A 6675-nucleotide genomic window follows, 5' to 3' on the forward strand; every position below is an offset into this window, starting at 1 on the left:
GTACAGCGTGGTGTGGGGGTCAGTCCCCGCAGCAGCCACAGCCTCCCGGCTGCGTACCGGTCTGTGGGCGCTGTTCACCCTGCACCGGGGGCTTGTCCGAGGACACCACTGTCGGCGTGGTCAACAGCAGAGCATGGGGCTATCGACCTTCGGACGATGAACGCGCAACGGCGTTGCTAGTCCGCTGTGGAGTGGAGATCCCGGCAAGCAGGTTCCTCCTCCCTTCGGCCAGGACCGGACCAGGCCCCTCGGCCGACTCCCCGCAGCAGCCGTCGGTGCATCCGTCGGAGGCCGGCAGGGACGTCGCCGTGGGCGGCTCCGACTTGGAGGCGGCCGCGCGGGCCGGGGCAGACTCGCGCACCGGTGTGTGGTGCGGGAGCCGGGTCTTGCGACCGGCGCGGATGCCGTTTGCGATGACCAGGACCTCGGCCAGTTCGTGTGTGGCGACCACTGTCGCCAGACCCAGCGCGCCGATGGCGGCCAGCGGTACGAGGGTGACCAGGATGGCGCCGGAGAGCAGCAGGTTCTGGGTGAAGATGCCCCGGGCGGCGCGGGCGTGGGCGATGGCGTCGGGCAGGCGGCGCAGGTCCTCGCCCATGAGGGCGACGTCGGCTGCTTCGATGGCGACGTCGCTGCCCATGGCGCCCATGGCGATTCCGGCCTGTGCGGTGGCCAGGGCGGGGGCGTCGTTGATGCCGTCGCCGACCATGGCTACCGGGCCGCGGGCCTGGAGCTCGGTGACGATACGGGCCTTGTCCTCTGGGAGGAGTTCGGCGCGTACCTCGGTGATGCCGGCGGTGGCCGCGATGGCTTCGGCGGTGCGGGTGTTGTCGCCGGTGAGCATGATCACCTCGATGCCCTGTTGCTTGAGGCGAGTGATCGCCTCCGCGGCCTCGGGGCGGATTTCGTCACGTACCGCGACGGCGCCGAGCAGAGCTCCGGCGTGCTCGACGACGACCACGGTGGCACCGTCGCTCTGCAGCCGGGTGACCTCGGCCGCGAGGGAGGCGGGGTCGACGAAGCCGGGCTTGCCGAGCCGTGCCGGGGCTCCTGCGACCGTGCCGGTCAGGCCGTTGCCGGGTACGGCTTCCACGTCCTCGGCCGGAAGACTCGGGAGCGCATCGGCGGCGGTCAGGATGGCTGCGGCCAGGGGGTGTTCGCTGCGCGCTTCGAGGGCGGCGGCGATGCTCAGGACGCGGGTGCGGTCCACTCCGTCGGCGGTGACGACGTCGATGACGACCGGTTCGTTGCGGGTGAGGGTACCGGTCTTGTCGATGGCGACCACGCGAACGCTGCCGAGTGCCTCGACGGCTGCGCCGCCCTTGATCAGTACGCCGGCCTTGGAGGCGGCGCCGACGGCGGCGACCACGGCGATGGGCACGGACAGCGCGAAGGCGCAGGGTGCGGCGGCCACCAGGACGACCAAGGCGCGTTCAATCCACACACCAGGGTCCCCGAGCAGGCCGCCCAGGACGGCTATCAGCGCGGCCAGGACGAGGACGCCGGGAACCAGAGGGCGGGCGAATCGGGCGGCGAGGCGCTGGCTTGCGCCCTTGCGTTCCTGGGCGTCCTGGACGATGTGCACCAGGCGGGCTAGGGAGTTGTCCTCAGCGGTGGCGGTGACGGTCAGGAAGATCCCCCGTCCCAGCTGGACACCTTGTTCGGCTACGGTGCGCCGAGATCCTGAGCGCAGGCACAGGCATGGGCGGCAGGCTGCCGCGAAGGAGCAGGCAATGAACGCGGTAGGGGCCCCGGCCGGTGATGGCGAGCTGAAGCGGCGCCTTGGAGTCGGTGACGCGGTACTGATCGGTCTCGGGTCGATGATCGGAGCGGGGATCTTCGCCGCGCTCGCTCCGGCGGCCGGGGCGGCCGGGTCCGGGCTGCTGCTGGGGCTGGCTCTCGCGGGCGTGGTCGCGTACTGCAACGCGACGTCCTCGGCGCGACTGGCCGCCCGTTACCCGGCCTCGGGGGGAACGTACGTCTACGGACGTGAACGGCTCGGGGAGTTCTGGGGCTACCTGGCCGGCTGGGCGTTCGTGGTCGGCAAGACCGCCTCCTGCGCGGCCATGGCGCTGACCGTGGGCACCTATGTCTGGCCCGGTCAGGCGCACGCGGTTGCGGTGGCCGCTGTGGTGGCACTGACCGCGCTCAACTACACCGGGGTACAGAAGAGCGCCCGGCTGACCCGTGTCATCGTGGCCATCGTCCTGGCGGTCCTCGCCGCAGTGGTCACTGCTTGCCTGACCGGCGGGACCGCTGAGGCCGCGCGGCTGGACATCGGCGCGGACGCCACGGCGACCGGCGTCCTGCAGGCCGCCGGGCTGCTGTTCTTCGCCTTCGCCGGCTACGCCCGTATCGCTACGCTCGGCGAAGAGGTCCGGGATCCCGCCCGCACCATCCCGCGCGCGATCCCCCTTGCCCTGGCCATCACCCTCGTCGTCTACGCCTGCGTGGCCGTCGCGGTGCTGTCGGTCCTGGGGCCCGACCGGCTCGCCCAGGCCACCGAACCGCTGACGGAGGCCGTACGGGCAGCCGGCGTCCCGGCCCTGGTCCCCGTCGTGCGTATCGGAGCGGCCGTCGCCGCGCTCGGGTCCCTGCTCGCGCTGATCCTCGGGGTCTCCCGCACCACCCTGGCCATGGCCCGCGACCACCATCTGCCCCACACCCTGGCCGCCGTCCACCCACGCTTCGGCGTTCCTCACCACGCCGAGCTCGCCGTCGGAGCCGTCGTCGCCATCGCCGCCGCGACCGCCGACCTGCGTGGGGCGATCGGCTTCTCCTCCTTCGGAGTCCTGGCCTACTACGCCGTCGCCAACGCAGCCGCCTACACCCTCACCCCTGCCGAGGGACGCCCGCCTCGAGCCGTTCCCGTAATCGGTCTGGTCGGCTGCATGGTCCTCGCCTTCGCCCTGCCGCTGACCTCTGTCATCTCCGGCGCCGCCGTCCTGGCCGTCGGCGCCGCGGTCTACGGCGTCCGAAAGGCCCGCGTACACAGCTGACCGGCGCCCGCTTGCCTTGGGGCGTGCGCCCCGGATCGAGGGATGGTCCGCACCACGGCACCCGGGCCGGATCGTGCGAAGGAAGACGCAGCCGCCAGGAGTGAATGTCAGGAGTTGCGCGGGGTTACCAGGCCGGCTTCGTAGGCGAGGACTACGAGCTGAGCGCGGTCACGGGCATGGAGCTTGGCCATGGCCCGGTTGATGTGGGTCTTCGCGGTCATCGGGCTGATGACCATGCGGTCAGCGATCTCGTCGTTGGACAGGCCCTGCGCGACCAGGACGACGGCCTCGCGCTCGCGGTTGGTCAGCTCCTCCAGCCCAGTGCGGGTGCCGGTGTCGAGCGGCTGGGCGACGTACCTGTTGATGAGCTTGCGGGTGATCGAGGGTGCGAGCAGGGCGTCACCGCGCGCGGCGACGCGTACCGCGTGGAGAAAGTCCTCCGGCACGATGTCCTTGACGAGGAATCCGGCGGCGCCGGCCCGCAGCGCGTTGAAGACGTACTCGTCCAAGCCGTAGTTGGTCAGGATGACGACGTGCACGTTGGCCAGGGCCGGGTCTGCCGCGATGAGCTGGGTCGCCTCGATGCCGTCCATAACCGGCATCTGGATGTCGATGAGCGCGACGTCGGGCAGGTGCTGCCTGGCCTGAGCCAGGCCTTCCTTCCCGTCGCCGGCCTCGGCCACCACATCGATGTCTTCCTCGGCGTCGAGCAGCGAGCGAAATCCGCTGCGGAGGAGGGGCTGGTCGTCGACCAGCAGGACACGGATCACGACGCCCGCTCCACGGGGAGTTCGGCCTGGACGGTGAAGCCGCCCTCACTCCGCGGTTCGGCGCGCAGCCGACCGCCGAGAGCCGTCACGCGTTCGCGCATCCCGAGCAGCCCGACTCCGGGCGTCGAGGCCGCGTTCGACGTGGCTTTGCCATCGTCATCGACGCGGACGGTCAGGGCGTCCGGGCGGTAGTCGATGTGGACCGATGCGGTAGTGGCTGCGGCGTGCCGGGAGATGTTGGTGAGGGACTCCTGAACGATCCGGTAGACGGTCCGTTCGACCGCGGCCGGCACGTCGGGGCGTCGTCCGTCGACCGCCAGCCTCGCGTCCAGGCCGGTCCTCCGGGCACCCTCCACCAGTTCCGGGACATCGTCGAGCCCACGCGGCGGAGACGTGTCGTCGTCGCGAAGCGCTTCCAGCGTCGCTCGCAGCTCCCGGGTCGCCTCACGACCGGCCTGCTGGATCGCCAGCAGGGCCTCAGGTACCTGTTCGCCACGCTTGCGGGCCAGGTGTACGGCAACTTCGGACTGCACCTTGATGATCGAGATCTGGTGGACGAGCGAATCGTGCAACTCCCGCGCGATGTGGAGTCGTTCCTCGTCGGCGCGACGCCGCGCGGTCTCCTCCCGGGTGCGCTCGGCCTCGTCCGCCCGGCGCTCGGCCTGCCGCAGTGCCTCGCCCGCGGCGCCGGCGGCGATCAGCCAGGCGATCTCCAGGGCGCCCCGGGACCGCGCGAGCGCCTCACCCATGTCGTGCATGCCCGAGACCAGGGCGGCGACGGGGAGTGCGGCGAGCATGGCGAAACTGGCCGCGATCGTGAGAGTACGGTGGCCGGCCCGTACGGCCGCGTACACGGCGAACAGGTACGCGACGGCGGGTACATCGAAACCGGCCGCCTGGTAGCCCACCGCGCACACCCCGGTGACGGCGAGCACGGGAACCGGAGCCCGACGGCCGCCGGCCAGTGCCAGGCCGCCGGCTACCAGCAGCGCGTAGCCGAGCAGGTCGAGGCGGCCCGTGGCGGAGTGCTGCCCCGACAGCCCGGTGACCAGCAGCGCCGCCGCCACGCAGACGGCTGTCGCCCAGTCCCTGACCGCGGCCCGAACCACGAACCTTCCTCTGCCCATGCGCGCACCCTAGCCGGATGCCCGCCCGAGCGGATCATGCTCCCGGACGAGCGGCGGGCTACCGCGTACGCGGTACTTCCGCAGCGCCTGCGGTGTCCGCGGTAGCCGGGTGAGGCAGCGGCGGCAGCGAGAAGTGTCTGCGCCTGCTGGACGACCGGCGGCGGGTCCGACGGACACGCTCAAGCCATACAGAGTCGTAGTGAAGGAGCACCTCATGTCAGTCCGAGACATGCTTTCCGCACCCGAAGCCGCGCACATCGCGCTCCAGCCGGTCGCCGCCAGTGTCTTCAGTATGAGTACCGGGCGACTCGGTGCCATCTTGGCCGCACTGGTGGGACTGACCGGCGTGGTCATCGGCGGGCTGGCCCTAGCTCGTCCCACCGGTCGATTCGGGACCCGCTCCGGGCGAGCGGGCGCCGTCGTGGCGGGGCTGATCGCCATGGCTCTTGGTGGGCTGGTCGTGGCCACCTCCGACAGCGGGATCGGCACCGGCAACGGGAGGGGCGGGGCTTTCGTGGCGCTGCTGTTGGGGCTGATCGCCGTGGTCGTCGGTGCGCTCACTCTGGCCCGCTCCCGCCGCACCGGCTGACCTAAGCGAGCACGACCGCGCGCTCGGGTTGCCTGACTGCCTTTGTCTGCGCCGTTTCATGACGCCCGGCCGGTCCGCCGCCCCTGCTCCTCGTCGCCGCTTCGATACCTGCGTCCATCACCACGAGATCTTCTGCTGCTTGGCCCAGGACTCGACCTCGGACACCTTGAACTGGATCTTGGCGTTGCGTCCGGCTCCAAAACGATAGGGGGCGAGCCCGGCCCGAGGCGCTTCTCGGTACACCCACTGCACCGACATGTTGAGGTACTCCGCGGTCTCTCTCACGTCCATGAACTGAGTGGCCATCGGTACTCCCTGGAGCGTTGAGGATCGGCATCCTCGCATTGGTCTTGCTCCATACATCCCACGCCAGAACAAATTTGGCGCTGCCGGTTCCCCTCGCTATGATCCGCCCGCCGCGCGCCCTCGGCGGGCAGTTCAGAAAACACGAGAATTGATCCGTCGCTCGGGAATACTTGCCGCCTCTGCGTGATTGTTGGCTCCCTGGATCTGACACAGGAGAACAGGGGCATGCCGGTGAGTGATCTCAGAGCCTTTCGGGTCTGTGGCGGGGCCGCAACGGAGATGCGGGGGTCCGCCGTTGCTCTGGAGAGGCAGCTGACTCTGATCGAGGCGAACATGGAGACGATGCTGGGCATCCGATTCCTGGCCAGCAAGTACCCCACTGGACGTCATCGGGGCCGGATCGATTCACTTGGTCTGGACGAGAACGGGACGCCCGTGATCATCGAGTACAAGCGGAGCCGGGACAAGGAGCTGCTGCCGCAGGCCCTGTCGTATCTGGCGTGGCTGGAGGACAACCACCACGAGTTCGAGCGCCTCGTCGCGGACCGGCTCGGCTCCGAAGCTGCCGGGTCGGTTGATCGGAGCAATCCCCGAGTGGTCTGTGTCGCCGGGGACTCCCTGATGGAGTTCAGATCTTCCTGAGCGCTCTCCTGCTCTGCAACGGCTTCAGCGAGTCCAAGCTCCATATCCTCCCGGCTGGTTGTGTTGCTGTCGCGCAGGAACGCCAGGATTGCCTCTAGATCTGCGTGGCGCAGAGGGCTGGGAGTACGGCGCGGGGGGGGGGGGCGGCCCCCCCCCCCCCCCCCGCCCCGCCCGCCCAGGGGGTGGTGACCCCGGGGCGCACCCCCCCGCGGGGGGGGGGGGGGCCCAACTGTGGGGGGGCG

General features: G+C 70.5%; 7 protein-coding genes. 3 read left to right on the plus strand and 4 right to left on the minus strand.

Annotated elements, in window-relative coordinates; all coding sequences use genetic code 11:
• Positions 1 to 139: 139 nt before the first annotated feature.
• Positions 140 to 1837 (minus strand): heavy metal translocating P-type ATPase, encoded by a 1698-nt coding sequence (locus ACIQK6_RS37945; protein WP_402697076.1) that lies wholly within the window; start codon positions 1835 to 1837, stop codon positions 140 to 142.
• Between ACIQK6_RS37945 and ACIQK6_RS37950 the strand changes: the two genes are divergently transcribed.
• The gene (locus ACIQK6_RS37950) at positions 1734 to 2999 is read left to right on the plus strand and encodes an APC family permease (RefSeq protein WP_329107204.1); all 1266 of its coding nucleotides are present in this window, start codon (positions 1734 to 1736) and stop codon (positions 2997 to 2999) included. The genes ACIQK6_RS37945 and ACIQK6_RS37950 overlap by 104 nt on opposite strands.
• A gap of 107 nt (positions 3000 to 3106) precedes the next feature.
• On the opposite strand, the gene ACIQK6_RS37955 is transcribed toward ACIQK6_RS37950, so the two are convergent.
• Positions 3107 to 3769 carry a response regulator transcription factor gene (locus ACIQK6_RS37955; protein ID WP_329107202.1) on the minus strand — a complete coding sequence of 221 codons (663 nt, stop codon included), beginning with the start codon at positions 3767 to 3769 and terminating at the stop codon, positions 3107 to 3109.
• Positions 3766 to 4896, minus strand: a complete 1131-nt coding sequence (locus ACIQK6_RS37960) for a sensor histidine kinase (RefSeq protein WP_402696997.1) — start codon at positions 4894 to 4896, stop codon at positions 3766 to 3768. Before ACIQK6_RS37960 ends, ACIQK6_RS37955 begins: the two co-directional genes overlap by 4 nt.
• A 214-nt stretch (positions 4897 to 5110) precedes the next feature.
• On the opposite strand from ACIQK6_RS37960, the gene ACIQK6_RS37965 reads away from it, so the two are divergent.
• Positions 5111 to 5485, plus strand: coding sequence for a DUF6223 family protein (locus tag ACIQK6_RS37965; protein WP_402696999.1), 375 nt, complete (start codon positions 5111 to 5113; stop codon positions 5483 to 5485).
• Between the two features lie 117 nt (positions 5486 to 5602).
• On the opposite strand, the gene ACIQK6_RS37970 is transcribed toward ACIQK6_RS37965, so the two are convergent.
• Positions 5603 to 5791, minus strand: a complete 189-nt coding sequence (locus tag ACIQK6_RS37970; protein WP_329107197.1) for a helix-turn-helix domain-containing protein — start codon at positions 5789 to 5791, stop codon at positions 5603 to 5605.
• Positions 5792 to 6016: 225 nt separating this feature from the next.
• On the opposite strand from ACIQK6_RS37970, the gene ACIQK6_RS37975 reads away from it, so the two are divergent.
• On the plus strand, positions 6017 to 6433 hold the full coding sequence (locus tag ACIQK6_RS37975; protein WP_402697001.1) for a hypothetical protein: 417 nt from the start codon (positions 6017 to 6019) through the stop codon (positions 6431 to 6433).
• The last annotated feature ends 242 nt before the right edge of the window (positions 6434 to 6675 follow it).

It is taken from the genome of Streptomyces sp. NPDC091682, from assembly GCF_044756625.1.
In the GTDB taxonomy this organism is placed as follows: Bacteria; Actinomycetota; Actinomycetes; order Streptomycetales; family Streptomycetaceae; genus Streptomyces.

Excerpts from the sequence above, each read along its gene's own strand:
- ACIQK6_RS37950 (WP_329107204.1), top strand. The coding sequence starts at position 1,734 with ATGAACGCGGTAGGGGCCCCGGCCGGTGATGGCGAGCTGAAGCGGCGC.
- ACIQK6_RS37960 (WP_402696997.1), bottom strand. The coding sequence starts at position 4,896 with ATGGGCAGAGGAAGGTTCGTGGTTCGGGCCGCGGTCAGGGACTGGGCG.
- ACIQK6_RS37965 (WP_402696999.1), top strand. The coding sequence starts at position 5,111 with ATGTCAGTCCGAGACATGCTTTCCGCACCCGAAGCCGCGCACATCGCG.
- ACIQK6_RS37970 (WP_329107197.1), bottom strand. The coding sequence starts at position 5,791 with ATGGCCACTCAGTTCATGGACGTGAGAGAGACCGCGGAGTACCTCAAC.
- ACIQK6_RS37975 (WP_402697001.1), top strand. The coding sequence starts at position 6,017 with ATGCCGGTGAGTGATCTCAGAGCCTTTCGGGTCTGTGGCGGGGCCGCA.